The organism is Xanthomonas euroxanthea (assembly GCF_903989455.1).
GTDB classification, from domain to species: domain Bacteria; phylum Pseudomonadota; class Gammaproteobacteria; order Xanthomonadales; family Xanthomonadaceae; genus Xanthomonas; species Xanthomonas euroxanthea.
This window is the reverse complement of record NZ_LR861803.1, coordinates 3,459,980-3,485,719: the sequence shown is the minus strand read 5'-3', so window position 1 is coordinate 3,485,719 and position 25,740 is coordinate 3,459,980. Positions and strand designations below refer to the sequence as shown.

General features: G+C 65.9%; 19 protein-coding genes. 7 read left to right on the top strand and 12 right to left on the bottom strand.

Features of this window, described 5'->3' with window-relative positions; genetic code table 11:
* Nucleotides 1-28: 28 nt before the first annotated feature.
* The 3 genes from metX to H7A86_RS14690 are packed head-to-tail and all read left to right on the top strand — an operon-like array spanning nt 29 to nt 3,359.
* The gene (metX, locus tag H7A86_RS14700; RefSeq protein WP_115677686.1) at nt 29-1,060 is read left to right on the top strand and encodes a homoserine O-succinyltransferase MetX; all 1,032 of its coding nucleotides are present in this window, start codon (nt 29-31) and stop codon (nt 1,058-1,060) included.
* Nucleotides 1,057-2,274: an O-succinylhomoserine (thiol)-lyase gene (locus H7A86_RS14695; RefSeq protein WP_104583004.1), complete on the top strand. Its 1,218-nt coding sequence runs from the start codon at nt 1,057-1,059 to the stop codon at nt 2,272-2,274. Before metX ends, H7A86_RS14695 begins: the two co-directional genes overlap by 4 nt.
* Nucleotides 2,271-3,359, top strand: a complete 1,089-nt coding sequence (locus H7A86_RS14690) for a homoserine dehydrogenase family protein (protein WP_180707901.1) — start codon at nt 2,271-2,273, stop codon at nt 3,357-3,359. Before H7A86_RS14695 ends, H7A86_RS14690 begins: the two co-directional genes overlap by 4 nt.
* Before the next feature lie 201 nt (nt 3,360-3,560).
* On the opposite strand, the gene H7A86_RS14685 is transcribed toward H7A86_RS14690, so the two are convergent.
* On the bottom strand, nt 3,561-4,556 hold the full coding sequence (locus tag H7A86_RS14685) for an alpha/beta fold hydrolase (RefSeq protein WP_119131156.1): 996 nt from the start codon (nt 4,554-4,556) through the stop codon (nt 3,561-3,563).
* A 113-nt stretch (nt 4,557-4,669) separates the two neighbouring features.
* Nucleotides 4,670-6,052, bottom strand: coding sequence for an L-serine ammonia-lyase (locus H7A86_RS14680; protein ID WP_119131157.1), 1,383 nt, complete (start codon nt 6,050-6,052; stop codon nt 4,670-4,672).
* An 85-nt stretch (nt 6,053-6,137) separates the two neighbouring features.
* Here H7A86_RS14680 and H7A86_RS14675 point away from each other — a divergent pair, with 85 nt between their 5' ends.
* A complete protein-coding gene (locus H7A86_RS14675; RefSeq protein WP_119131158.1) occupies nt 6,138-6,371 on the top strand; it encodes a glutaredoxin family protein in 234 nt (77 codons plus the stop codon).
* 689 nt (nt 6,372-7,060) lie between these two features.
* Here the strand turns inward: H7A86_RS14675 and H7A86_RS14670 are convergent.
* The 3 genes from H7A86_RS14670 to H7A86_RS14660 are packed head-to-tail and all read right to left on the bottom strand — an operon-like array spanning nt 7,061 to nt 8,873.
* Nucleotides 7,061-7,630, bottom strand: coding sequence for a YceI family protein (locus tag H7A86_RS14670; protein WP_119131159.1), 570 nt, complete (start codon nt 7,628-7,630; stop codon nt 7,061-7,063).
* An 11-nt stretch (nt 7,631-7,641) separates the two neighbouring features.
* Entirely contained in the window at nt 7,642-8,205 is a 564-nt protein-coding gene (locus H7A86_RS14665; protein ID WP_119131160.1) for a cytochrome b, read from the bottom strand.
* Nucleotides 8,206-8,207: 2 nt separating this feature from the next.
* Nucleotides 8,208-8,873, bottom strand: coding sequence for a YceI family protein (locus tag H7A86_RS14660; protein WP_119131161.1), 666 nt, complete (start codon nt 8,871-8,873; stop codon nt 8,208-8,210).
* Between the two features lie 96 nt (nt 8,874-8,969).
* On the opposite strand from H7A86_RS14660, the gene H7A86_RS14655 reads away from it, so the two are divergent.
* Together H7A86_RS14655 and H7A86_RS14650 are read left to right on the top strand one after the other, a co-directional pair.
* Nucleotides 8,970-12,545 (top strand): hybrid sensor histidine kinase/response regulator, encoded by a 3,576-nt coding sequence (locus tag H7A86_RS14655; RefSeq protein WP_119131162.1) that lies wholly within the window; start codon nt 8,970-8,972, stop codon nt 12,543-12,545.
* Nucleotides 12,546-13,024: 479 nt separating this feature from the next.
* Nucleotides 13,025-16,561: a hybrid sensor histidine kinase/response regulator gene (locus H7A86_RS14650; protein WP_232099341.1), complete on the top strand. Its 3,537-nt coding sequence runs from the start codon at nt 13,025-13,027 to the stop codon at nt 16,559-16,561.
* A gap of 72 nt (nt 16,562-16,633) precedes the next feature.
* Here the strand turns inward: H7A86_RS14650 and mdtD are convergent, their stop codons facing one another.
* On the bottom strand, nt 16,634-18,055 hold the full coding sequence (gene mdtD, locus H7A86_RS14645; protein ID WP_104583133.1) for a multidrug transporter subunit MdtD: 1,422 nt from the start codon (nt 18,053-18,055) through the stop codon (nt 16,634-16,636).
* A 445-nt stretch (nt 18,056-18,500) separates the two neighbouring features.
* Here mdtD and H7A86_RS14640 point away from each other — a divergent pair, with 445 nt between their 5' ends.
* On the top strand, nt 18,501-20,039 hold the full coding sequence (locus H7A86_RS14640; RefSeq protein ID WP_119131163.1) for an AraC family transcriptional regulator: 1,539 nt from the start codon (nt 18,501-18,503) through the stop codon (nt 20,037-20,039).
* Here the strand turns inward: H7A86_RS14640 and H7A86_RS14635 are convergent.
* The 6 genes from H7A86_RS14635 to H7A86_RS14610 are packed head-to-tail and all read right to left on the bottom strand — an operon-like array spanning nt 20,036 to nt 25,708.
* Nucleotides 20,036-21,820: a hypothetical protein gene (locus H7A86_RS14635; RefSeq protein WP_115677676.1), complete on the bottom strand. Its 1,785-nt coding sequence runs from the start codon at nt 21,818-21,820 to the stop codon at nt 20,036-20,038. The genes H7A86_RS14640 and H7A86_RS14635 overlap by 4 nt on opposite strands.
* 39 nt (nt 21,821-21,859) lie before the next feature.
* The gene (locus H7A86_RS14630) at nt 21,860-22,546 is read right to left on the bottom strand and encodes a glycoside hydrolase domain-containing protein (RefSeq protein ID WP_119131164.1); all 687 of its coding nucleotides are present in this window, start codon (nt 22,544-22,546) and stop codon (nt 21,860-21,862) included.
* Between the two features lie 41 nt (nt 22,547-22,587).
* Nucleotides 22,588-23,634 (bottom strand): NUDIX hydrolase, encoded by a 1,047-nt coding sequence (locus H7A86_RS14625; RefSeq protein ID WP_197944230.1) that lies wholly within the window; start codon nt 23,632-23,634, stop codon nt 22,588-22,590.
* A gap of 4 nt (nt 23,635-23,638) precedes the next feature.
* On the bottom strand, nt 23,639-24,274 hold the full coding sequence (locus tag H7A86_RS14620; RefSeq protein ID WP_119131165.1) for a hypothetical protein: 636 nt from the start codon (nt 24,272-24,274) through the stop codon (nt 23,639-23,641).
* Nucleotides 24,271-25,341 (bottom strand): hypothetical protein, encoded by a 1,071-nt coding sequence (locus H7A86_RS14615; RefSeq protein WP_119131166.1) that lies wholly within the window; start codon nt 25,339-25,341, stop codon nt 24,271-24,273. Before H7A86_RS14615 ends, H7A86_RS14620 begins: the two co-directional genes overlap by 4 nt.
* A gap of 19 nt (nt 25,342-25,360) precedes the next feature.
* The gene (locus H7A86_RS14610) at nt 25,361-25,708 is read right to left on the bottom strand and encodes a hypothetical protein (protein WP_104583135.1); all 348 of its coding nucleotides are present in this window, start codon (nt 25,706-25,708) and stop codon (nt 25,361-25,363) included.
* Nucleotides 25,709-25,740: the final 32 nt, after the last annotated feature.

Genomic DNA, 25,740 nt, shown 5'->3' with positions numbered 1-25,740 from the left:
CGATGGCCGATCCACCCCGGATATCGCCATGAGCCTCGTGAATACAGCATCGCCGTCCACACCCGATTACATCGATATACCCGCTGCCACTGATGACGGCGTGCTTGCCGTGCGCGGCGAACTGGTCATTGCCTTGCCGATGCGCCATGCCGGCATGCGCGAGCTGCGGCTGCGCTATGAACTGGTCGGCGCTGCCAGTGCACCGGTGGTGTTCGTGGCCGGCGGGATTTCCGCGCATCGCCATCTGGCCGCCAGCGGCCTGTTCCCCGAGAAGGGCTGGGTGGATGGCCTGGTCGGTGCCGGCCGTGCGCTGGATCCGGCCTCGCGGCGCCTGTTGTCGTTCGATTTTCTCGGCGCCGACGGCACGCTGGATGCGCCGATCGATACCGCCGACCAGGCCGATGCGATCGCCGCATTGCTGGATGCACTGGGTATCGCGCGGTTGCACGGCTTCGTCGGCTACTCGTATGGCGCGCTGGTCGGCCTGCAGTTCGCCAGCCGCCATGCCGCCCGCGTCGGCACCCTGGTTGCGGTCAGTGGTGCGCATCGCGCGCATCCGTATGCCGCCGCCTGGCGCGCACTGCAGCGCCGTGCGGTGGCGCTGGGCCAGCTGCAATGCGCCGAAAATCATGGGCTGGCACTGGCACGGCAGTTCGCCATGCTCAGCTACCGCACCCCGGAAGAATTCAGCGAGCGCTTCGACGCGCCGCCGGAAGTGATCAATGGCCGCGTCCGCGTGGCCGCCGAAGACTACCTGGATGCCGCCGGCGCGCAGTATGTCGCGCGTACACCGGTGACCGCCTACCTGCGGCTGTCCGAGTCCATCGACCTGCACCGCATCGACCCGGCACAGGTACGAGTGCCCACCGTCGTCGTTGCGGTGGAGGGCGACCGCCTGGTGCCGCTGGCCGACCTGGTCAGCCTGGTCGAAGGGCTGGGGCCGCGCGGCAGCCTGCGCGTATTGCGCTCGCCGTACGGCCACGACGCCTTCCTGAAAGAAATCGATCGCATCGACGCGATCCTCGCCACTGCCCTTCGCCTCACCGGAGAAACCGCATGAGCTTTCGTGACCCCGCCGACGCCCCCTGTACCGCTGCCACCGCTGCCGTTCGCGCCGGCATCGACCGCGACACTGCCTATGGCGCGGTGACGCCGCCGATCGTGCTGTCGTCGAACTTCTCCTTCGACGGGTTCGGCAACAAGCGCCAGTACGACTACACCCGCAGCGGCAACCCGACCCGCGACCTGCTCGGCGAAGCACTGGCCGAGTTGGAAGGTGGCGCCGGCGGGGTGATCACCTCCACCGGCATGGGCGCGATCAACCTGGTGCTCAATGCGTTGCTGCAGCCGGGCGACACCCTGGTGGTGCCGCACGATGCCTACGGCGGCAGCTGGCGGCTGTTCAATGCGCTGGCCAAGAAGGGCCACTTTGCGTTGGTCACCGCCGACCTGACCGACCCGCGTTCGCTGGCCGACGCGTTGGCGCAGTCGCCCAGGCTGGTGCTGATTGAAACCCCGTCCAACCCGTTGTTGCGCATCACCGATCTGCGCTTCGTCATCGAGGCGGCAAAGAAGGTGGGCGCGCTGACCGTGGTGGACAACACCTTCCTGTCGCCGGCACTGCAGAAGCCGCTGGAGTTCGGCGCGGACCTGGTGCTGCATTCCACCACCAAGTACATCAACGGCCACAGCGATGTGGTGGGCGGTGCGGTGGTCGCGCGCGATGCCGAGCTGCACCAGCAGCTGGTGTGGTGGGCCAATGCGCTGGGCCTGACCGGGTCGCCGTTCGATGCCTTCCTCACCTTGCGCGGCCTGCGCACGCTGGACGCGCGCCTGCGCGTGCACCAGGAAAACGCCGACGCGATCGCCGAGCTGCTGGACGGCCATGCGGTGGTCAATCAGGTGTATTTCCCCGGCCTGGCTGCGCATCCGGGTCATGCGCTGGCCGCGCGCCAGCAGAAGGGCTTCGGCGCGATGATGAGTTTCGAGCTCGATGGTGGCGAAGCTGCGGTGCGCGCGTTCGTCGATGGCCTGCGCTACTTCACCCTGGCCGAGTCGCTGGGCGGTGTGGAAAGCCTGATCGCGCATCCGGCCTCGATGACGCATGCGGCGATGACTGCCGAAGCACGCGCTGCCGCCGGGATTTCCGATGGCCTGCTGCGGCTGTCGATCGGGATCGAATCGGCCGAGGATCTGTTGATCGACCTGCGCGCCGGCCTGGCGCGTGCCGAAGCAACGCTGACCACCGCAAGCCGCAAACAGGTCGACGCGTGAGCACCGTGCTGCCTGTTTCGCGCCGCGCTTCGGCGGCAGCGGTGACGCCGACGCCACGGCTGGCCCTGCTGGGCACCGGGACGGTGGGGCGCGCGTTCGTGGCGCGCTACACCGCGCTGCAGGAGCGCCAGCTGCAGTTGCCGCGCTTCGACTGGCTGGCCAATTCGCGGATTGCCCACGATTGCGGTACCAGCGCCGCGCAGGCCTTGCAACAGGCCAACGCCGCACCGCGTGGCCAGGCCGTGCTGCAACCCTGGGCAGAAACCACCGCCTTGCGTGCCGGCGATCTGCTGGTGGACGCGACCGCCAGCGATGTCGTTGCCGAGTGGCACGTGGAATGGCTGCTGCGTGGCGTGCACGTGGTCACTGCCAACAAGCTGGGCCAGGGCACCGTGTTGTCGCGCGCGCAGGCCTTGCACGCGGCGCGTCACGCCAGTGGTGCGCACTACGGCGACAGCGCCACCGTCGGGGCGGGGCTGCCGGTGTTGAGCAGCGTGCGCGCGCTGGTGGCGGGCGGCGACCATATCCATTCGATCGAAGGCGTGTTGTCCGGGTCGCTGGCCTGGCTATTCCATCGCTACGACGGCAATGGTGCGTTTTCCGATTGCGTGCGTGAGGCGATGGCGGCCGGCTATACCGAGCCGGATCCGCGCATCGACCTGTCGGGTGAGGACGTGCGGCGCAAGTTGCTGATCCTGGCACGCGCGGCGGGCTGGCAGCTGGAAGCCGACCAGGTGCATGTGGAATCGCTGGTGCCCGCGCGCATTGCGCGGCTGCCGCTTGACGCATTGGATGCGCAGCTGGGTGCGCTGGATGAGGTCGTCGGCGCGCGCTGGCAGCAGGCGCGCGCTGCAGGACGCTGCCTGCGCTTTGTGGGCCGCGTGGATGCGCATGGCGCCAGCGTCGGCTTGCGCGAGCTGGCGCTGGATCACCCGCTCGCCGGTGGCGCCGGTACCGATAACCGTGTCGCCATCAGCAGTGATCGCTATCGCCAGCAGCCCCTGCTGATCCAGGGGCCGGGCGCGGGCGCGGAGGTGACTGCGGCCGCGTTGCTGGATGACGTGTTGCGGATTGTGGCCGGCTAATAGGGGAAGAACGCGGACAGGCGCTGCCTCCGCCTGAGGGCAGCTGCCGGTGCGCATGCAGTCGGTGGCATCATCGGCTGCACGGCTGGTCCGCTGTCCGTTCTGTACGTTGCAAACGCATCGCAGCTGCAGCTCGCCCGTTCGCGGGCTGCAGCTTCACAGATGCGTTGGTCATGCCGATCGCTTTGCCGTCGGCACTGCTTACTGCGCGATCGCCTTCAACAACGCGGCATTGAAACGTGTCGGGTCCTGCACCTGCGGCGAGTGGCCGAGGTCGGCGAACTCGACCAGCGTCGCGTTCGGGATCGCCTGCGCTGCCCGCTTGCCCAGCTTGGTGTAATCGCCGACCCGTGCCTTGACCTCGGGCGGCGCGGTGTCCTTGCCGATCGCGGTGCGGTCCTTGAGGCCGATGAACAAGGTGGTGGGCACGGCGAGCTTGGGCAGTTCGTAGACAACTGGTTGGTTGAATACCATGTCGTAGGTCAGCGCCTGGTTCCAGGCGACCGCCTGCCTGCCGTTGCCCAGCGACATGCCGGCCTGCATGCGCGCCCAGCGTTCGAACTCGGGCTTCCATTGGCCGGCGTAATAGACCTCCATCTGATACTTCTTGATGCGCTCGAAACTGATCTTCAGTTCGTTGTCGTACCACGCATCGACGCTGCGCCACGGAATGCCTTCGGCCTTCCAGTCTTCCAGGCCAATCGGGTCGACCAATGCCAGGTGCTCGGTGGCCTGCGGATACATCAGTGCATAGCGGATGGCGAGCATGCCGCCCATTGAATGACCGACCACCACGGCACGTTCGATGCCCAGCTTCTTCAGCAGTGCCTGCGTGTTGTCGGCCAGCTGCGCGAAGGAAAACTGATAGGCGGCCGGTTTGCTGGATTTGCAGAAGCCGACCTGGTCCGGCGCGATGACGCGATAGCCGGCCTTGCTCAGTGCGGCAATGCTCTGCTCCCAGGTGGCGGCGCAGAAGTTCTTGCCGTGCAGCAGTACGGCGGTACGCCCGTTGGGCTTGCCGGTGGGCGCGACATCCAGGTATGCCATTTCCAGCGGCTGCTGTTGCGAGGTGAACGCGAAGGTCTTGACCGGGTAGGGGTAGTCGAAGCCCTCCAGGCGTGGGCCATAGCGGGTTTCCTGCGCCATCAGGGGGCCGCAGGCAAGGGCAAGGGCGAGAGTGCAGGCAAGCTGTCGCATCGCGATCTCCGTCGGAATCCAGCGTCAGACGGTACACGGGGAAATGTCGTGGGGACGTACAGCGTCGCTGCGCCGGGTGGACAGGCATGGCGCGGCCCAGGGCCGCGCCCGGCTCAGCATTCGATGACGTTCACCGCCAGCCCGCCGCGGCTGGTCTCCTTGTACTTGTCCTGCATGTCGCGGCCGGTGTCGCGCATGGTCTTGATGACCTTGTCCAGCGACACCTTGTGCTTGCCGTCGCCGCGCATGGCCATGCGGCTGGCGTTGATCGCCTTCACCGCGCCCATCGCGTTGCGCTCGATGCACGGGATCTGCACCAGGCCGCCGATCGGGTCGCAGGTCAGGCCCAGGTTGTGTTCCATGCCAATCTCCGCGGCATTCTCGATCTGCCCGGGATTACCGCCCAGCGCGGCGACCAGGCCACCGGCCGCCATCGAGCAGGCCACGCCCACTTCGCCCTGGCAGCCGACCTCGGCGCCGGAAATGGAGGCGTTCTCTTTGTAGAGAATGCCGATGGCCGCAGCGGTGAGCAGGAAGTCGAAGATGCGCTGCTCGGACGCGCCGGGGCAGAAACGGTCGAAGTAATGCAGCACCGCCGGGATGATGCCGGCCGCGCCGTTGGTGGGCGCGGTGACCACGCGGCCACCAGCCGCGTTTTCTTCGTTGACGGCCAGGGCGTACAGGTTGACCCAGTCCAGCGTGGTCAGCGGATCGCGCATCGCCGCTTCCGGTTTGGAGGAGAGCTCGCGATACAAGGCCGGCGCGCGCCGCGAGACGTTCAGGCCGCCGGGCAGTGTGCCTTCCTGGCGGATGCCGCGCTCCACGCAGGACTGCATTGCCGCCCACAGCTCGCGCAGGCCGGCGCGAATCTCGTCCTCGCTGCGCCAGCTCTTTTCGTTTTCGAACATCAGCGCGGCGATGCTCAGGCCACTGCGCGCGCATTGCGCGAGCAGTTCGTCGCCACTGAGGAAGGGGTAGGGCAACGGCGTTTCGTCGGCCACGATGCGGTCGTCGGCGGCATCGTCCTGGTTGACCACAAAACCGCCACCGACCGAGTAGTAATCGCGCGTGGCGATCACCGCCTCATCGGCGTCGTAGGCGGTAAAGCGCATGCCGTTGGTGTGGTACGGCAGCTTCTGCCGCTTGTTCATCGGCAGGTCGCGCTTTTCGTCGAAGGCGATGACGTGCTGGCCCATCAGGTTGATGCGCTTGCTGGCGCGGATGCGCTCCAGCGTGGTCGGGATGATGTCCGGATCGATCAGGTTGGGGCGGTGGCCCTCCAGGCCGAGCAGCACTGCCTTGTCGGTGCCATGGCCGCGGCCGGTCAGGGCCAGCGAGCCGAAGACTTCGGCGCGGATGCGCACCACATCGGGCAGGCGGCCGGCGTCGAGCAGCCAGCGATGCACGAAGCGCTCGGCCGCGCGCATCGGCCCCACGGTGTGGGAGGAACTCGGACCGATGCCGATCTTGAACAGGTCGAACGTGCTGACAGCCATGCTTGCCGGAGAGGTGAGCGTAAAGGCGGCTATTCTAGTCGGTCGGCGATTGCGGCACGGCTGCAGCGCAGCATGAGACCTCCCGATGGCCTTGATTCTTTACCAGCGCGACGACTGCCACCTGTGCGACCAGGCCGTGGAAGTGCTGGCGCAGGCACGCGCTGGCGAGTTCAGCAGCGTCTTCGTCGACGGCGATGTGGCGCTTGAGGCCGCTTACGGCGAGCGTGTGCCGGTGCTGCGCGATGCGGATGGGCGCGAGCTGGGCTGGCCGTTCGACAGCCGGCGGTTGCGCGAGTGGTTGGATGCAGGCACGCGATGATGCGGCGTGCGCGCACTCGGCACGCGCCAGATGTGGATTTTGAGCGGCTGAAAACGACGTCGTGCCGGTCTGGTGCGGAGCGGATGATCTGGGCCTTCGCTGCAAGTCGGCCGATCTGCTGCCTGGCTGCAGGGCGCTTGCCCGCTCACCCTCGCGGGACACGCCGCAAGTACGTCCGTGTAGGCTCTTACGCGGCATCCATGCCGCGTAAGTTGCCGTGACGGTGGGCGGACAAGGACCCGTCGAGCTGGTCGGTGTGTATGGTTTTCAACAGAGCAATCGGCAAAGTTTCTGGTGCGGTGTCTTCGCCGGTTGCGGGATAGTGTGGCGGCATGGATGCCGCCACCGAGCCCCAGTGACGGGTTCACGGCGTGTCCCGCGAACGGTGAGGGCGCCGCGCCCTCGACCGATTTCGCCTGAACTTCGAGCTGTCGATGCTGTTCCGCGACCAGGCGGCCGCGGCTGAACTGGCCGGCTTCAGCGTTTGACCTTGGCTTTTGACTGCACCTAACAAGATGGGGCCAACAAACTCATTTTGTCGGCTTCCAGTTCGAGTTGTCAGCCACACCCGGGGGGGATGCCGAGTCTAGCTATCGCGCGGTGTCATCCGGTTCCCAGGCATAAAAAAACGGCGGACCCGACGAGGTAGTCCGCCGTTCAATGGCCGCGTCCGGTTGCGGCCGGTGGCGTTACTTCGCCTTGAGCACGACCTTGGTGCTGATCGCGGTTTCATTGGGGATGGTCTTGGTATCGGCCCAGTCGCCGCCGCCCACGCCGAAGTCCAGGCGCTTGACCGTCGCCTTGCCGGCCAGCACCGGCTGCGCGCCCGGGGTCCAGGTGAAGGTCAGCGTGACCGGCTTGCTGACGCCGCGCAGCTCCAGGGTGCCGTCGGCGGCGTACTGGTTGCCGCCCAGTGCGCGGAACTTGTCGGCGCGGTAGCGCGCGGTGGCGAACTTGGCGACGTTGAAGAAATCCGGGCCCTGCAGGGTCGAATCACGGTCGTTGTTGCCGCTGACGGCGCTGGCCAGCGGGATGCGCACATCGAGCTTGGCGCCGGCCAGGTTGGCCGGGTCGAAATGCAGCGTGGTGTCGAAACCGGGGAACTTGCCGGTGAAGACTTCGCCGTCGTATTTGCTGGCAAACACCAGCGACGAGCCGGGCGCCTGCACGTAATCGGCAGCGAGGACCGGGGCGGCGGCGAACGTGGCCACCAGGGACGCGGCGACCAGCAGGGGAGAGGCGAACAACCTGGACGACATTGGGGAATCCTTTAAGGTTTGGAAGAGAGCCAACCGCGCGGCAGCATCCGCACCAGGGTGGCGTCACGCTGGAACAGGTGGTGGTAGAGCGCGGCGCCGGCATGCGCCAGCACCACGGCAATCAACAACCAGAAGCCCCACTCGTGGATGAAGTGCGCAATCGCGCGCAATTGTTCGTCCGGCGGGCTGAGCTTGGGGACGGCAAACAGGCCGAACCAGCGGAACGGGCGCAGGCCGCTGGTGGAGTCGTACAACCAGCCCGACAGCGGCATTGCGAAGATCATCGCGTACAGCAGCCAGTGCGTCAGCCCGGCGATGCGTTCCTGCCAGCGCGGGGTGCCGGCCACCGGCGGCGGCGCGCCCGCATAGAGGCGCCAGCCCAGCCGGACGACCACCAGTGCCAACACGGTCAGGCCCATCGACTTGTGCGCGGTGTAGACCCAGAAGTATTTCGGCGTCTTGGGCAATTCGCCCATGGTGAGGCCGACGATGCCCAGCACCAGGATCAGCAGTGCGATCAGCCAGTGCAGGGTCTGGCTGACACCGCCCCAGCGTTCGACGTTCTTCAGGGTCATGCTCAGGATTCCGGGCTGGTGGCAGTGTCGGCGGCGGGTGCGTTTTGTGGCTGTGGCTGCGGCTGCGGCGCGTCGTCGTCGGCGCGGCCTTCGCGCACGGCTTCGGCTTCGATGCGCAGTTCGACCGTATCGCCGATCATCGATTTCCACGCGTCGATGCCGAACTCCGCACGGCTCAGCGTGGCCGTGGCCGAGAACCCGGCGGTGCGCCGGAACGGCGGCAGCGGATGGCGCTTGAGCGCATTGAGGGTGACATCCAGGGTGACCGGGCGGGTGACCCCGTGCAGGGTCAGATTGCCGGTGACCCTGGCGTGGTTCTGCCCGCTGGCTTCCACCTGCGTGGAGACGAAATGCGCGTCGGGAAACCGCTCGGCGTCGAGTAGGTTGCGGGCCAGGGTGGCCTCGTTCCACTTGGCATCGCCCAGGTCGGCGCGGTGCAGGGGCACGGTGACGTCCAGGCGCGCCGCAGCCCAGTCGTCCGGGTCGAACACCAGCGTGCCGCTGCTTCCGGAAACGGTGCCCAGTGCCTTGGAAAAGCCGGCGTGTTCGACCGCGAACAGCACCCGCGTGTGCACCGGATCCAGCGCGTAACGCACCGGCGCGGCGGTTGCGGCAAGGCTGGTCACGGCCAGGGCGGGAAGCAGCAACAGGCGGGCGAGGGTTGTCATGGGCGGATTCTAGACATATCCCGCTGCAGCGCGCTTGGCTTGCGCTCGCAACGATCCGTTGCGAGCATGCGGGCTGGACGTGGAAAGGATGCCCACATGCGTGCGCTTGTTGTTTTGCTGGTCTTGCTGCTGGGCGCAATGCCCTGTGTGGCGAAGATTCCGGAGATTCCGCGTTTCCGGATCGTGGGTCCCAGCGACGGACTCCCATCGACCATGGTGGTTGCGATCCACCAGGATCGCGCCGGTTATCTGTGGCTTGGCACCCTGGATGGTCTGGTGCGGTACGACGGCGCAGGATTCAGGACATGGCGACATGATCCTTCCGACCCCGCATCGTTGCCCTGCAACGCGATCCAGGCGCTGCACATCGACGCGCTTGACAGGATATGGATCGGCTGCGGCAAGACGCTGAGCGTCATGGATGCCGGACGAGGCCATTTCCGGCACTACCGCACGGTCGACTATCCGTTGATGAAGGACGGCGAGATCTACAGCATCACCGCGTTCGACGGCGATATCTGGGCCGGAACCACGACCGGCGCGCTGATTCGCATCGATACCTCCGGGGCGATGTCGTCGGTGGATCTGGGTGCGGTCGATGGCGACCTTGACCAGGCCATGGTCATGAATCTTGCGGCGGACAACCGACAGCGGCTGTGGATCGGAACCAGCAGTGGATTGGCGTACTACGACGGAAAACGTCTGCACCGCGTCTATGTCCCGGACGAACCGAACCGTCAGTCTGCCATCTTCGGTCTGCAATGGGCGGGGGACCGTCTGTGGCTGGGGAGCGAGTCGGGGTTGCACGTCATGGGCCCGGACGATCAATGGCCGCCGCTGCCCTGGGGGACGATGTTCGGCACCGGCAACGAGTTCTGGGGTGCAGTGGCTGCCCCGGACGGCGAATTCTGGTTGGGAAGTGGACGCGGTCTGTGGCGGACCCGCGGCGAGCGTCCACCGGTCCCTGCCTTCAGCGGAGAGGGGGCATTGTCACGCCGTAATGTCATTGGCCTGCTTGGAGCCGCTGATGGCGGGCTATGGGTTCCGATGCATGGCACCGGCCTTGGGTATTTGCCGGCAGACTGGAAGCGCACAGCCGTGCTCAAACCGGCGGTGCCGACGGGTGATGCCATCTATTGCAACCTGGCCCCGGCCACACGTTCTGGTGGCTTGTGGCAGGTCGATGCGGAAGGTCGCTTGTTGCGGGTCGACCCAAGCACCGGCGACACGTTTCAGACAGGCTTGCAGTCGTCGCAACTCAAGGACATGGAGTTGGTGTCGGCGCTGGAGGATCGCCTGCAACGTGTCTGGCTGGGCAATCTGAGCTTTGGCCTTTCCCGCATGGACCTGCGTACCGGTGAATTCATCCACTGGCCGTCCGATGGACCTGAACCGGCGTCGGCGCTATCGGCGCCTGACTGGATCATCGAGGATGGCGATACGGTGTGGATGGCCTTCATCGACATGCTGCAGCAGCGTGATTTGCGTAGCGGGCGTGTCTTGCAGCGCATCACGCAGCAGGACTTGCACGGCTTGCGCGATATCGCCGTACAGCAGCTGGAGCAAGGCCCGGACGGACGTGTCTGGGTTGCAGGCGAAGGCGGCATGTTTGCCTGGGACGAGGCGTCACACCAGTTCGTGCCGGTTGCAGGGCTGGAAGGGACACAGATCCAGGCGTTTGCCAGCCAATCGCCGGAGATGGTGTGGGTGTATCGGGCCGTCGGTGCAGAACAATGGAAGAAAACCGCAACACGTTGGGTGCGCGTGCTTCAGGTGGGCCAGGCCGACGGCCTGACCGGGTTCGACGCGTCCGCAATGCGGATCGACCCGCGTGGCAGGGTCTGGATTTCCAGCTTGCGCGGGCTATGGCGCATCGACCCTTCGGTGACGCCGACACGCCTACGCAACATCGGGACACGCGATGGATTGACCAGCCAGGAGTTCATTCAGCATTGTCTGCTGATGGCGGGCGATACCCTGATCGGCGCGACCAGCGATGGCTCTACCGTGCTGCTGGATACCGCAATGCCCGATATCGCACCGTTTGTTCCGGCACTGCAGCTGGAACATGTCAGCGTGCTACGCAATGGTGCCCGCATCGCGTTGCCAATGGATCGCCCGTTTCAGCTGGGACCTGGAGATCGGCAGTTGCAGATCGTCAGCCGTCTGCTGTCGTACAGCGACCCGCTGTCCAATCGTTACCGCAGTTTCTTGAAAGGCTTCGACACCGAATGGCAGACCTCGGGCAACGCGGGAATCCGAGAATTCGCCAGCTTGCCTGCCGGTAGCTACGAGCTCACGCTGCAGGGGGTGGACCCGCTGGGCAATCGCTCACAGATGCGCTCGCTGCGGTTCTCGGTCAATCCACCGTGGTGGCGCAGTGACGCAGGCATCGCGCTCATTTTCCTGCTCGTGCTGCTGCTGGGCGCATTGCTTGCGGCCGCCTATCGCCGCCGTGTGCGCATGCGCGCGCAATGGCAGCTGGCCCAGCACAAACGCGAGCTGGCCGAACAGGCCTCGTTGGCCAAGACGCGCTTTCTGGCGACCCTCGGGCATGAGGTGCGCACGCCGATGACCGGTGTGCTGGGCATGAGCGAGTTGCTGCTGCAGACGCCACTGGATGGACGTCAGCAGGGCTATGCCAGCGCGATCCAGTCGGCAGGCAAGCATCTGCTGCGGCTGGTCAACGATGCGCTGGATCTGGCGCGGATCGAAGCCGGCAAGCTGCCGCTGGATTATCGCGACTTCGACCTGCGTCAGCTGATCAGGCAGGTGGCCGAGCTGGTGCGCCCGAGCGCCGAGCAGAAGCAGTTGGCCTTTGCGTGCGAGCTGGATGACGCGCTGCCGCCGGCATTGCACGGCGATGCCAGCCGGGTGCAGCAGATCCTGCTCAACCTGTTGTTCAACGCGGTCAAGTTCACCGAGCGTGGCAGCGTCAGCCTGCGTGTGGCGGTGGCGCCGCAACGCCCCGGGCAAGGCATCCGGATCGAGGTGTGCGATACCGGCCCGGGCATGAGCGCAGAACAGCGCGGACGCCTGTTCCAGCGCTTCGAGCAGGCCGAAGGCGCAGTGACGCTTGCCCGGCATGGCGGCAGCGGCCTGGGCCTGGCGATCTGCCGCGAACTGGCGGCGGCGATGGGCGGTGCGGTGACGGTCAGCAGTGAACTGGGGCAGGGCGCGTGCTTTGTGGTCGAGCTGCCGCTGCGCTGGGTGAGTGCGCTGCCCGCAGTGCCTGCGTCTGCCCGCGCAACCTCGCCGCAGGCCCAGGCGCCATTGCAGTTGCTGCTGATCGAAGACGACCCGACCGTGGCGCAGGTGATCGTTGGCCTGCTGCAGACCCGTGGCCACCAGGTCACCCATGTCCTGCATGGTCTGGCGGCGTTGGCCGAGCTGAGTACCCGCAGCTTCGACGCGGGCCTGTGCGACCTGGACCTGCCAGGTATCGACGGTGCGGCACTGGTGACGCAGTTGCGCGCGCGCGGCGTGCGCTTTCCGATCGTCGCGGTCACCGCGCGCGCCGATGCCGACGCAGAGCCGCAGGCGATGGCTGCCGGCTGCAATGGCTTCCTGCGCAAGCCGGTCACCGGTGAGTTGCTGGCACAGGCACTGGCAGGTGTGCTGGCAGATGCCGCCGATGCGCGCGCCGCCCGGCTGGCGACTCACGGCGGCTAACGAAACGTGGCAAGCGCGCGGCAGCTGATTGGGGCCGGCGCGCCCAGCGCCGGAGCGTACAGCTGGCACACGCGGGTTCCGAGCACCGCCGCGGCCCCTGGCGGCAGCGCAGCGCTTTCGTCGGCCGCTCCGAGGTCATTCCGAAGCCACCTGCCGTGGAGCCGGAACGGTGCGGTCCCGTCAGGGAGTCCGCGCGGCCGCGCAGGCGGCGATGGGGAGGGCCTAGCATGGAGGACGTGCTGCTCTCGTCGCTTGCCCCGTCGCACCGTTGCTGCTTGGCGCGCATGCAGCAGCGGTAAACCAGATCGACCCCGTGCAGGTGCCGGTTCGGCCTTGGGTGAAAACGGGTGCTCGGCGTGGCAAGCTCGCTCGGGCTTGCTCGCACCGCGCGTGGCCCGCACTATGCGGCGACTTGTCGTGAAACCTGTCCAGTGCGCCTTTTTTTGTGTTTTTCCTATTGGTTGATCGCGGCAGCGTCGCTGTGTCTGTGCGCCACGCTGCAGCCTGCATGGGCGAGCTCGCGCGCGCTGCTGACGCCGGTCCCCAGCCAGATCACGGTTGCCGACGGGCTGCCCTCGGACACCGTCAGCGAGCTTGCCGAAGACCAGCAGGGCTATCTCTGGATCGCCAGCGATGACGGATTGGCCAGATTCGATGGACGCAACTACCGCATCTGGCGGATGGAAGAAGGGCTGACCAGCAACGCGATCTGGACCATCTGCGTCGATCGCGACAATCGGGTGTGGATGGGTTTCGAGAACGGCGGTGCCGGTTTTCTGGAGCCCAAGACACGCGCGTTCAGGCGGCTGGAGAGCCCGCAGTTTCCGGAGCTGCGCGAGATCACGGTGTGGGCGCTGGCCCACACGCCAAACGGCGATGTCTGGCTTGGCACGGCCGCCCACGGGCTGTATCGGCGGCGTCCCGACGGCAGCATGCAGCGATTTTCCAACGTGCCAGGCGACCCGACCAGCCTGCCGTCCGACAGCGTGATCGGGTTCGCGGTCGCGCCTGACGGAACGTTGTGGATCGGCACCCATGGCGGGCTGGCTCGCTGGGACGGCACGCACTTCCAGCGGGTGCCGCTGCCTGGAACCACGCAGGCGGTCAATCGGCTGTACATGGAACGCAACGGCGGCACCTTGTGGGTATCGGATGTCGTCGGCGATGCGTTTGGTGTGGACGCCAATGGCCAGGCGCGGCCCCAGCCGTGGCAGAAGGCGGTGAGCAAGCGGCGGGTCATGGGTGTGCTGCTGCATGATCGCAACGGGCGCTATTGGCTGGACACCGACGGCGGCCTGGGCCTGTCCACTGCAGGAACCGACATCAGCAGCGTGCCGGTCTACAGCCTGTCGGCGCACGGCCTGGTCCGGCGGAACTGGATTGCGGCCTACGAGGATCGGGAGGGCGGGCTGTGGTTTGCAGCGCTCGAAGGCGGCCTGTGGCACCTGCCGCCGCATTGGGACACTTTTGCGGTCGTGGCCTCCCACGGCGGCGATCCACAGTCGCTGACCAACCCGTCCGTGCTGGCGACGGCGCCGTCGGCTGCGGGCGGCGTCTGGCTGGCCGGCTCACGGCACGTGCTGGAATATCTCGATACGGTGACCGGCCAACTGCAGACCCACCTGGCCAACATCGACGCCCGTCCGCCCGACTCCATGCTCGAAAGCCGGCGCGGCTTGGTCTGGATCGCCGTCGAAGGAACATTGATTCGCTATGACCCGCAGACCCGGCAGGCCAGACGCTGGCAGTTGCGTGAGGATGTCGAGCCCGATCCCGACGGTGCCGCGGACCGACCGGGCTGGATGGCAGAGGACGCGCAGGGTCGGCTGTGGGTGACGGTGCTGGAATACGGCCTGCAGATCCGCAACCAGGAGGGGCAGCTGCTGCGGACCATCGTCCATGGCAGCCATGGACTGGAGCCATTGACCATCCTGGACATACGGCTTGGCCCCGATGGTCAGATATGGCTGAGCAATAACGCCGGTCTACGGCGCTGGGACCCCGCTGCCGACCGCTTCGTCCCCGTCGACGGCACGCCGTCCCTGCCGACGTACCTGTTCCGGCTTGGAGAGGGAGGCGTGGTCTGGACCGGCTTGGCTGGCGAGATCCGGCGCTATCTGTGGGACGGAAAGCGGCTCAAGCACCTGGATACGGTCGGAAAAGAGCAGGAGTTTCCGATGGTTGCGCCCAATGGCCTGGTGGTCGACGCCAGGGGCGTGGCCTGGGTGTCCAGCCAGCGCGGCCTGATCCGGATCGATCCCGGCAGCCGACTGGTGCGTGTGTATGGGGTGCACGACGGGCTCCCCAACCAGCAGCTGCAGATCAATACCCTGGTGCAGGCCGGCAGCGGGCGGGTCGTGGCTGCATCGCCCGACGGTGTCGTGGTGTTCGATCCGGCCACGATGCGCCCCAGCACACGCCGGCCGCCGTTGATCATCGAACGCGTGGGCTTGCGGCGCGGGGAGCGTGGCCTGGATATCACCGGGCAAGAGCCGCTGACGATGCAGGACGACGATCGCGACCTGCACATCGTCGCGCGCCTGCTCAGCCTGGCCGATTCGGAGTCCAACAGTTACCGCTTTCGGCTGAGTGGCTACGACCCGGACTGGATCGATGTCGGACCCAGTGGCGAACGGCTGTTTTCGCGACTGCCCGCAGGGCATTACACGCTGGAAGTGCAGGGCCGCACCGCCGATGGAATCTGGTCGGCCAGCCAGACGCTGCGCTTCCAGGTATTGCCGCCGTGGTGGCTGGCGCCGTGGGGGCTGGTCCTGCTGGGCGTGCTCGCCCTGTGCATCGTTGCCGCGGCGGTGCTGTTGTATCGCCGCCGCCTGCGGCGCTTGAATGCCTGGCAACTGGCGGTGCACAAGCAGGAACTGGCCGAGCAGGCGTCGTTGGCCAAGACGCGTTTCCTGGCCACGCTCGGCCATGAGGTGCGTACGCCGATGACCGGTGTGCTGGGCATGAGCGAGCTGTTGCTCAAGACCTCGCTGGACAACAAGCAGCGTAGCTATACCGAATCGATCCGCCGTGCCGGCGCGCATCTGCTGCGCCTGGTCAACGATGCGCTGGACCTGGCACGGATCGAATCCGGACGCCTGGAACTGGACCTGGAGCCCTTCTCGGTACGCCAGCTGGTGGCCGAGGTGGAGGGCTTGATGGCGCCGCTGGCGCAGGAACGCGGCCTGCGTTTCAGCCTGGAAGTGGGGCTGCTTGGCGACATCACCGCCAGCGGCGATGTCACCCGCATCCGCCAGATCCTGCTCAACCTGCTCAGCAATGCGATCAAGTTCACCGAGCGCGGGGTGGTGGGGCTCAAGCTGACCACGCTGGGGTCGTACCAGGGGCTGCGTTTCGAGGTGGCCGATACCGGGCCGGGCATCAACGCCGATCAGAAAGCACGCTTGTTCCAGCGCTTCGAACAAGGCGACGGCGCCAAGACCACCTCGCGCTACGGCGGCAGCGGTCTGGGCCTGGCCATCTGCCAGGAACTGGCGATGGCGATGGGCGGGCATATCGAGGTGATCAGCCGGTTGGGCGCCGGCACGCGCTTCGTGGTCGATCTGCCGCTGCGCTGGGTCGCCTCCAACGCCACGCTCGGCGGCGAGGTGGCACGCACCGGAGGCGCGGTCGCCCCGCAGCGCATCCTGCTGGTCGAAGACGACCCCACCATCGCCGAGGTCATCGTCGGCCTGCTGCGTTCGCAGGGGCACTCGGTGGTGCATGCACCGCACGGGCTGGCCGCGCTGACCGAAGCGGCCGACAACCCCTTCGACCTGGCCTTGCTGGACCTGGATCTTCCCGGGCTGGACGGCTTTGCGCTGGCACGGCAGCTGCGCGTGTTCGGTTACGACATGCCGTTGATTGCGGTGACCGCACGCTCGGACGAAGAGGCCGAGCCCACCGCACAGGACGCCGGCTTCGACAGTTTCCTGCGCAAGCCGCTGACCGGCGACATGCTGGCCGACACCATCGCCGAGGCACTGCAGCGCGAACGCCCGCGTGATCAGATATAGCGCCATGTACCGCGGCCGGGATCGCACACGCCATTGACCCGCGCCGCGCTAGGCGATGTCGCCCAGCCATCGCTATTCGGCAACTTCCTCCACCTGCCTGGGATGCGGCCGCGTCTCGGCCAGTTGCCAGAAGATCAGCGTCGAGGACAAGGTGATGCCGCCGACGCACAGGAAGGTCGCATGCAGCGCCGCCGTGGCGCCGTGGCTGTCGCCCAGATGCGTGTTGAAGGCGGCCAGCAGACTGCCCGCTGCCGCCGCGCCGAAACCGGTGGCGAGCATCATCACCATCGACAACAAGCTGTTGCCGGGGCTGGCCTGCTCGCGATCCAGGTCGCGCAGGGTGACGGTATTCATGACGGTGAACTGCAGCGAGTTCACCGCGCCAAAGCAGGCCAGCTGCAGCAGCCGCAGCCATAGCGGCTGGCCGACATCGACCAAGGCAAAACTGGCCATCGCCAGGCCCACCAGCACGGTATTGAGCATCAATACGCGGCGGTAGCCGAAGCGGCCGACCAGCTTCACGGCGGCCCGCTTGGCGGCCATGCCGGCCAGCGCCACCGGCACCATCATCAGCCCGGCATTCATTGGGCTCATGCCTAGGCCGACCTGCAGCAGCAGCGGAATCAGGAACGGCATCGAGCCACTGCCCACCCGCGCGAACAGGTTGCCCAGGATGCCGATGCGATAGCTGGCCACCTTGAACAAGGCCAGCGGAAACAATGCCGCCGGCGTACTGGCCGCATGCAGCCAGTAACCGGCCAGCGCAGCAAGCCCGCCGATTGCCAGCAGCATGACGAAGGCGTGGCGCAGGCCGAGTTCGGAGATGCCGTCCAACGCCAACGACAGTGCCACCATGCCGAACGCCAGCATCAGATAGCCGATCAGATCGAAGCGCTGGCGCGCATCGCCGTAGTGGTCGGGCATGATCTTCAGCGCGGCAATGAAACCGATCACGCCAATCGGCAGGTTGATCAGGAACACCCAATGCCAGGAGGCGACTTCGACCAGGTAGCCACCCAAGGTGGGGCCGATCAGCGGTCCGATCAGCGCCGGGATCGCGATGAAGCTCATTGCGCGCAGGAAGTCGGCGCGCGCCACGGTCTTGAGCACTGCCAGCCGGCCCACCGGCAGCAGCATCGCCCCACCGATGCCTTGCACCACGCGCGCGGCCACCAGTTGCGGCAACTGTTGCGCGGCCGCGCACAACAGCGAGCCCAGCGTGAACACGATGATCGCCGCCAGGAAGGTGCGCCGCGTGCCGAAGCGGTCGGCAATCCAGCCCGAGGCGGGGATGAACATCGCCACCGCCAACGCATAGCTGAAGACCACCGACTGCATCTGCAGCGGGCTTTCGTGCAGGCTGCGCGCCATCGACGGCAACGCCGTATTGACGATGGTCGCATCCAGCATCTGCATGAAGATCGCCAGCGACACCAGCCACAGCAGCGGCTTGATGGTGTCGTAGGCGCGCAAGGTGGGCACGGGCTGGGACATGAGCATCGCCATCGGGAAGACAGCGCATTATCCCTGCGCGCGCGTGCAGAACGTCGCAACACTATAGACGACGCCATTGCTTGAGCCCGTCGCAGCGTCGCATCGCCGCAGCGGCAACGAGTGAGACGCGCCGCACCCAATCCAATTGCGGACAAGCCCGATGCTACGAATCGTCGGGAACGGGCTGTGGCGGCGTGCTAATGCCAGATCTGGCTTGCACCAAGCGGTTGTTTTGCTGGCGAATCGTTTTGCGCCTGCCACCGTCCAGTCACCGCAAGCGAGCGTTGTCTCACATCAGGGTGGATCGACCGAGGGCGGGCGAGGGGAGCGTTCGTAGAAAAAGCGGAATGCACGCTTGGAGCTTTGCCGACGGTCTGGTCAGGGATGGCGCGACTTGGGTCTGGCCGCCTTCCGAGCGCGCCAGTAGATCAGGTCGAAAGCATCCATGGAAAAGCAAGTCTTTGATGTAGTGCAGCGCGCCTATTTCCCAGGCGATCCCTTGGAAAAAATGTTGGGAAAGATCGCTGCACAACTGTCGCAGAGCGCGATCACGAACGGCGCGGTATGTAAGTTTGTCGCGGTGGAGCATCACAGTCCACCGGGTCCGGTTCTGGCAGAAACCCAGCCCCCGCCCACGCAGTGTTTTCCCGTCCAGCACGGCCGGCAAGTGCTCGGCACACTGAATGTCACGCCGGCTCGCGAACGAATGACCCCGGAGGCGATGACGCTGTGCCAGCAGATCGCAAAGTATTGTGCGTACCTGATCAAGCGCGATGCCGCGCGGGCGTTCGCGCAAGACCGGTTTGGTCGCGCCCTGTCGATCGTGGGCGTGAGCGAAGAGGTCTTGACGATCGACGAATTTGTCGAGCACGCCGCATACAGTCGCTTGCCGGTCATCGTGCGCGGCGAGTTCGGAACCGAGAAGGAAAAGGTGGCCGTTTTGCTGCATGCAGCTGCACCCTGGCGGGAGGGGCCGTTCGTTGCGATCGACTGCGCCGCTCCCGGCGACGCACCGGCAGCATGGTTCGAGCGCGCAATGGCAGGAACGCTGTTCCTGCAGGGCGTGGACGAGCTCGACGACGCGCTACAGCGCCAGTTGGCCGGGCAGCTTTGTGGCCTCGGCGGGCCATGGTCCGCCGTGGACGGCGAGGACTCGCCACGCGTGGTCGCCTCCACGACCGCTGATCTGTCGCGCCGCGTACGTGCCGGACGCTTCTCGCGGGCGCTGCTGTCGCAACTGGATGTCCTGTCGATCGAACTTACCCCGTTGCGCAAGCGACGGACAGATATCGGCTTTCACGTCGAGCACGTGCTGGATCGGCATGGCCTGGATCACGGCCAGGTGGTCACCGAAGTGCTGATGGACGCCCTGATTTACTACCCTTGGCCGGAAAACCTCCAGGAGCTGGAGCGGGTGGTGCTGCGCCTGGCGGTCATGGCCGCCTGCAGGCCGATCGGCAGCGCCGACATCCAGCGCCACGCACCGCGTCTGTTGGAAGGCCGGGTGCAGGGAGCGCAGCACGATGCATGCGCGACGATGTCGCAACCGGCCGATCTTCCGGCTGAGCCTACGCAGCCGGAAACGCCGGTCGACTGGATCGCCGGCCTTCCGCATCGCCCCGGCCAGCGTCTTGCCAGCCTGCACGACGCGCTGCGGCGCGCATTGGTGCATCTGGGCGAGCACTATGCCGAACCGCTGACCCTGGGCGATCTGGCCCGGCAGGCGCATGTCAGCCAGTCGCATCTGGGCTTTCTGTTCCGCGACGAACTCGGCACCCCGTTCAAACCGATGCTGCAGCAGCTACGGATCGAAAAGGCCAAGGAGCTTTTGCATCAGCAGCGCAAGCTGCGCATCACCGAAGTGGCGCTGAAGGTCGGTTTCGGCGACCTGAGCCATTTCGAAAAGAGCTTCCGACGGCTGGTTGGGGTGAGCCCGCGTGTGTTCCGTAACGCCGGTGCCCAAGTCGGTGCGTCACCGGTCTAGGCGTTAGGTAGCAGTGTCTTGATGGTTTCGTGCTGCTTGGACAGCAGATCACGCAGCACGAACTCTCCGATCAGCGCAGCAGCTGCCTTGCGCTGACCGTCGATGTCCAGCAGCGCCGCATATGCATTGCCCTGATCGGACGGGCTGGAATGGAAGGGTGCCTGCGCGGCAGTAGCCGTCGTGAGAGTCAGAAACGCGACAACCGTTTTTGCGAACGGCGGTTTCTTGTTTTTGACGAACACCACCAGCGTGCACTCGTAGCTAAGACCTCCCACCCGTGGCGTGTTGTGGGGTTGGGCCAGGACCTGGACATTCTCGCCGAGCCAGCGTCCGACTGCTTGCTCGAATACGGCAATGTCCAGCCCACGTAGCTGTTTGTGGGTCACCCGTGCCACCGCCGCCATGTCCACGCCGGAAAAACGCAGTCGGTCGATCGCCAGATAAGGGCTCTGGCCGAGGATGCTCATCAACCGCAGATCATCGCTGAAAGCTGCCGAAAGCACGACCGGCGAGGTGAAGGACGCCGACATCAGCGTGAGCAGGGTGCCGGTGCCGTAGCGTGCGGCAAGGATGCGCGTGCGCGTTGTATCGGTCGGTTGCCCGTTGACGTAGTCCGGTGCAGCTCCCAACGTGCGTGCACGTACTGATGCCATTAACGCGTTCACCAGCGCGGTGGCGTCGTCGCCAGCTTGCCCGACGTGTCTGCCCGCCATTACATCGAGGACGTCTTGAAAATGCTGCAGCTGCGCTCTGGACGCGTACCAGGCGTGGATTGCGGCCACACGTTCGCGTCGCTTGGCTTCCTTATGCGCGCCCAGTGCGAGCGGGTCGCTTGCGATCTCGCACAACATCAGCAGATTCTCGCGCAGATGATAATCCAGGTCCGGTAACGGCAATTGCCAACGCTCCTGCGTGCCACCAGCAGTTGCAATGGTCAGGTGTCCGTTTTCCATCTCCGACCAGATCGTGATCGCTTCGATCGTGTCGCGGCGCGGAAGGCTCACGTCGATCAATTCCATCAGTATGCCGCGTGGACTTGCCGGTTCCGTGACAATCCGGTCGACATAGGTTTCCATGAGGTTGGCGTGCCAGGTGTAACCCAGGCGATAGAGCACGAATGGCTTGATCCCGTCGTTCAGCACGATGCCTGGCGGGGATGGGGTATCGCGCTCCCCGATCTTGGCGATCTCCACACCGGTATAGGCGGACAGGCCGGTGCGGTCACGCTCGAAGACCCGGCGTAATGTCTGCGGCGCGTCACAGGTGACCAGACACCTCACGTCGACTGTGTTCGGACCCCATTGCGCACGTGGAATGGGGTAAAGCTGCTCCGACAGCGGAGATTCGGGGGCCGTCAGCAGACTGAGCTCGAAGGCGATGAGGACGCCGGCCTTCTTCATCTCATCGACGACGATGTCCTCAATTTCCGCATGCAGCGCATCCTGCACGGATGTGGGGAGCCAGGGGTCGATCGCGACCTGCGTGTCCCAATCCGAGCTTCCCGAATCGAACAGGTGCTGGTCCTGCCCTTGCAATAGGTCCATGCATGCTGTGAATGCATTGCCGCCCTTGATGTAGAAGCGTGCCAGCGGCTGGTCGTCGCGCAACATGAATCGCTCGCGCACCGCGATGCATAGACCCGCGATACGATCCTGGATGGTGCCCAATGCCTGGATCACCGCAGAGCGCACGTTGGGATAGCGCGCCGCGTCGTTGATCCGTTTGGTCAACTCGCCGCTGATCGCACGGCGCAGTTGTTCTTGTTCGGGAGATTCCTTCATGGCGTGGTCTCGGCTCGCAAAGCGGAAGGGGGCGTTTGCTCAGGGAGCGCTTGGATCTGCGGCGTCGGAGTAAGTGAGGTCGATCTGCAGACCATCGCAGGGCGTTCCCGGCAGCGACAGCACCGCGTTCTGTTCGCACTGCCAGAGCGCGGCCTGCGCATAACCGCAGCCGGCCGGATCGGATGCGGTCACCGTCTGGATGTCGCCGGCGTAGGTGTGGGTGTTGGCGTTGGCGACGCGCCAGGCCCAGACCTGCAGCGTCGGCCCCGGCGCGAGTGCGGCAACCAGGCTGGCGGCCAGTGCGTGCGAGCAATATAGGCCCGGTGCATAGCCGGCAGCGACCAGTGCCGCGATCCAGGCGCGGATGTAGGCGACTCCAGCGTCACTGGGTTCCCCGCCGTCTTCCCAGTCAAGATAGACCGTCGCACCAACGGGAAAGCCCTCTTGATCGGCCAGGAAAGACGCGTTTGCGCCGTCTACGCTGCCCTGGTCTGCGGTCACGGTATGCGAGCCCGGACCGGCGCTCTGTTGGCCAAGATAGATCGGCGCCAGCCCCCAGCCATTGGCGACCAACGTCGGTCGCCATCCCATCCATCCGGTATCCGCATGGCTGGGCGCAGGCGCCAGGTAATAGCCGCACCAGGCCAGCCCGGTCTGTGTCTTCAACCAGGCGAGCGCGGGCAGTCCCGGAAAGCGGTCGGTGTCAAAGCCGATGTGGAAGGTCATGGTGAAGCTCCGCGTATGGCGAGGGCTGGTGGAACGGGTAATCAAACAGTGACTTGCAGATGCATGGCGATCAGCGCGTACCAATCGATGGCATGGCGTCTGCTTGCCTGCCACCTTCTGTCATAACTGGTTGGGGTGGGCGAACCCGGATGGTCAATGCGTGCCTGGGCGTAAGCCGCGTTGCTTACAGCGGCCCGCGACAGGACTTGGTAGGTACCCAGATAGGCGCGCAGTTGCGATTTCTCGACGCGTTGCACGCCTTCGATTTCCCAATCACAGACTGCGCTGCTGGTCGGTCGATTGCCGCTTGCGCGCGGAACAGTGGCCCGATTGATGGATGTCGCAATGTCATCCAGAGAAAGCCTGGTCGAGAAACACGCCAGCCAGAACGATTCGCGTTTTGGGTCGGTCAGTTGCACGGGCGGATCGCTCGGGAAGTCACTCAAGTTGTCGAGCGAAAAACCGGTCTCCTCGGCAAACTCGCGCCGCGCCGCAGTCTCGGGAGATTCGCCGTCGTGGATGCCGCCACCGGGTAATGCCCATTGGCCTGCCTGATTGACGATGCTTGGTGGTTGGGCGGCTGCCCAGTCATCGAGCGCGGCCGCGATCGCCTCGGCCTGCGCGCGCGGGGTGTTCCATTGCAGGGGATTGCCGCCGGCAGCGGCGATGCTAGATGCGAGCGTGGCGGTATCGGCCTTGATGCACGGAGAAAACGGAATGGCCGGGCGGCGTGCAATCGTCACATCGATGAGATTCTGGACTGCGAACAGCGCGTTGTTGGCGATCACTTTCCCGTCGGGAGTGGCGATGCATGCGTTTCTTGCACGATCGAGTGCGCTTGCTGCGTCGGGAAAGACGGGTATCCCGTCGCACAAGACCCCGTTTGCCGCCTGGTATGCGTTACCTAGCCGAACCCGGGCAGTGTTCCAATCCTGCGCTGGATCCGCATTGGTCTGACATACCAGCGCAAGCGCTTCCATCGCCAGTACCGGCGCCGCGTATTCCGCCCACCACTGATTGAGTAGGCGTTTGCGTGCAATCAGATAATTGCCGCCCCCATCTGACACCGCTGCATAGACCTGTGGCATGCCATCAGCTCCGGTCCTGCGTCGATGGGGGCGATCCTTCCGGCGGCGGCGAGTCGGGTATGCCGGCGCTCATTGCCTGCTCGGTCTGCTGCTGCGCGGCGGCCACCGCCGCAGTGGCGGCCTGTTCGGCCTGCTGCAGTGCCTGGTTTGCGCTATCGATCGCCTGGTCATTGCCAGCTGAGGCGGTCGCGGCGGTTGCGGCCTGCATGGCCGCCCGTACTGCCCTATCGCTGGCCGCCATCGCCTGATCGATCTGGGCTTGCGCCGCTTTCAGCGCCGCTTCGATCTGCGAGGATCCTGACGATTGCGCAGTGGAGGCTGGTGTCTGGTTCGGGGGCGTGGGCTGGGTATCGTCGGACATGCTGGTATCTCCTGAAGTGGACGCGGAATGGAGCGGGGTGACGGCATCGGCACGCGGTGGTCGCATCGGCGCGGCGAGTGGTGCGGTTTCGGTTGGACGCTGCGCTGCAAGCGCGCGCAGCCTCTCGCCCAGTGCGTGTTCGGCCTGCGCCATGCCCTGGTGTGCGGCCGCCAGGGCAGCGGCGCGACCTGCATGCACCGCTTCGCGCGCCGCGTCGGCGGCGCTGGTCGCAGGCGGAGCCTGGTCGCCGGCCGCAGCAGGCGGGGGCGGTGCGCTCACTGCGTGGCCTCCGCATCCGTGTCTTGCGAGGTGGTGGATGATGCAGGTGCGGCACCGAAGTCGCGGAGCGAGATGATGCCGCCGTTGACCTGCAGCAGTGCAGCCAGGGCGTCGTTGTGCATGGTGAACACGCAGCTGCTGCCATCCTGGCCCAGCACGCCACGGCTGGGCCGGTTGGCCGCCAGGAAGGCCTGCGCCGACTGCAAATAGAGGCGGATCGCATCGCTGGCCGCCTGGTCGCCGCCGTCGCCTCGATAGCGGGTGTGCTGGACGATCTGCTGGGCCGCCAGCGATAGCCGCGCGAAGCCGATCTGGCGACCGCGTGCCAGCCATTCGGCAACGCTGCGTTCGACCTCGTTGGGCGAGGGCAGTCCCTGGACCTGCGGGCAATCCAGGGTGGTGAACAGCTGTGGCAACAGCGTCTGCAGTGCCGAGGCCGCCGCATGCGCACGTTCGTCCTCAGCGGCGATGGTGGCGGTGCAGGCCAGGTAGAAGCGGTAGTAATCGCAGAATTCCAGGGGCGTGCGCGCCTGCTCGATGGCGAATGCCGCCGCTTCCTGCTGCAGTGCCGGCGTCACGTTGTCCGGCGGCGCGTCGGCGGCCAGCTGGCGGAGTGCCAGGCTTTCTTCCATGTCCAACGACTGGAACACGCCGGCGCCATCGATCTTCAGCTGTGTCAGCAGGCTGCGGCCTGCGGCCAGGTCGCTTGCGGTGAACAGGGCGTTGTCGCGGAAGATCCGCTGCAGCTGCGCCTTGACCACCGAGCCAGTGTCTCCGGCTTCGGCCTGCGCCAGCGTGCCCAGGTCGGTCGGACTCAAGGTCATCAGCTTGACCGGGCTGACCCTTAGCTCCAGCTGCGGCAACAAGGCCAGGCGCGAGCCATGCAGGCCTTGCTGCACTTCGTCGAGCAAGCTGCTCTCGTCGGGAAAATCGTAGCGCACACCGGGCGACTGGATCGCCCATGCCAGCCACTGGGTGCCTCCATCGATGAAGGCCAGGCACTGCCTGCCCAGCGTCGAGAGCATCGTCGGCATCGAGACGAGGCGGCCTGCGATCGAAACGGACATTGCGTGACTCCTTGTGGATTCAACCGGCGGGAAAATTTTTCAGCACCAGGCCGGCCGCCGAACCGATCCTGGCGAAGTCGTCGGTGGCGCCCTGCATCAGTGCCTGCGCCTGGGTGAGTGCGGTGACGTACTTCGCGTCGCCGGTGGCCAGGTACTGCGCCATCGCCACGCCGACGGCGGTGGTGGCGATCGTGGAGACATTGCGTAGCGCGTCGGTGGCGTCCTGCACCGCAATGGCGGTGGACTGCGCCACCGATTGGTAGGCTTTGCCGGCTCCGCTGGTCAGCACGACCTGCGGGCTCATGGTCGCCAGCTGCACCTGGTTGATGACATCGATGACCTGCGCATTGACCTTTGTCGGTTCCATCTTGGTTCCCATGGAATGATCGGCCGCCTTTC